Origin of the sequence: Pedobacter sp. HMWF019 (genome assembly GCF_003061025.1) — a bacterium.
GTDB lineage: Bacteria > Bacteroidota > Bacteroidia > Sphingobacteriales > Sphingobacteriaceae > Pedobacter.
Window position 1 is genome coordinate 1,824 of record NZ_QAIL01000462.1, and the last position, 1,295, is coordinate 3,118.

The 1,295-nt window shown below is 40.5% G+C and carries 2 protein-coding genes; both read right to left on the reverse strand.

What is annotated here, in order from left to right:
* Positions 1-294 (reverse strand): pirin family protein (locus DBR11_RS29980; RefSeq protein WP_199233945.1); only part of this gene is annotated, 294 nt, incomplete at its 3' end.
* A 202-nt stretch (positions 295-496) separates the two neighbouring features.
* Positions 497-1,129 (reverse strand): hydrolase, encoded by a 633-nt coding sequence (locus tag DBR11_RS24355; RefSeq protein WP_108555187.1) that lies wholly within the window; start codon positions 1,127-1,129, stop codon positions 497-499.
* Positions 1,130-1,295: the final 166 nt, after the last annotated feature.

Here is a 1,295-nt window from a genome sequence, read left to right on the forward strand (position 1 = left end):
CTGCCGCCACTCGTTATATTTCCATGCAGGTAATGCTCCGTGCTGTATTCCTGGATGCAGATTAATCGTATGGGGTCTTACGAAGATCTGCAGCATACGCAATGGAGGATCGCTTTCTAATGTTTTTTCCTCATGCCAGAACCCCTTACCAGCATTCATAATCATCAGATGGTCTTTATCTGTAATAAGTTCACCGCTTAAAGGATCTCCGTGACGCATAACACCATCCGGTACCCATGAAATAATTTCTTCATTCACATGCGGGTGTAGTTTGATCCAGGTATCAGGATCCATAAATGATTCTGCAATAGTGGCAAGTGCACCATATCCATGATCACCGCCGATTTGTCAGGGAAAATGAAACAGTATTCTGAATTTTCCCTGGTCTGCAAAATAAGGCTGTTGATTAATAATTTGTAACATTTTAGTATATTTTTAAAGATAAAAAGAGCCGGGAGTTTGTGGCTCCCGACATTATGATGAATAATGGAAGCAGTTATCTTGTTCCTTCTTTGAGGTTGAGCAGCTGCCACTCCCAGCGAAGACCCTGTCCGAAGCCGCCTCCATGTTCTTCGAACAGTTTGGTAACTTCTTCGGCAGTTTCCATACGGCCCCAGTCACGCTGCAGTTCGCTTACATATGACCAGGTTGTTATAGGAACGGCTCCCGCCTGTATCATCCTTTGAACAGCCATTTGATGAGCTTCTACACTGGCTCCTCCGGATGCATCGGTAATAAAGTAAACTTCAAATCCGTCAGCAAGTGCTGATAAGACTGGCATTTGTAAACAAACTTCTGTCCATAATCCGGCAATTACCAGTTTCTTTTTACCGGTATTTCTTACCCATTCTACCACTCTTTCATCTTCCCACGCATTCAATGTAGTTCTGTCAATAGGTGTCTGTTCAGGAAATTGATCTGCAATCTCTTTGATCAGGTCCTGTCTTTCTGCAAAAGCAGTAGTAAGCAAAGTAGGTACATTAAATATCTTGCTGCTTTTAGCAACAGCCTGTGAATTATTGATTACTGTAGCCGCATCATGGGAGCGGATAGTCAATAATTGAAGATATTGATGATCGATCAATAATAAGGCATGGTTTTCTGGGTTTAACAATGTGTTAGCTTTCATTTTTTTTATTTTTAAAGGTTTTTAAATCAGGAGCTTTTACCCCTTTTGATGAGACAAAGTTAGGAGGCTGAAAGAGCGTTACCAATAAACAAGATTATCAAATCAGCTTAACCTACAACAGTGGAATTTCTTAATAAAAAGAAGGTGTATTCATATATGTATGTTA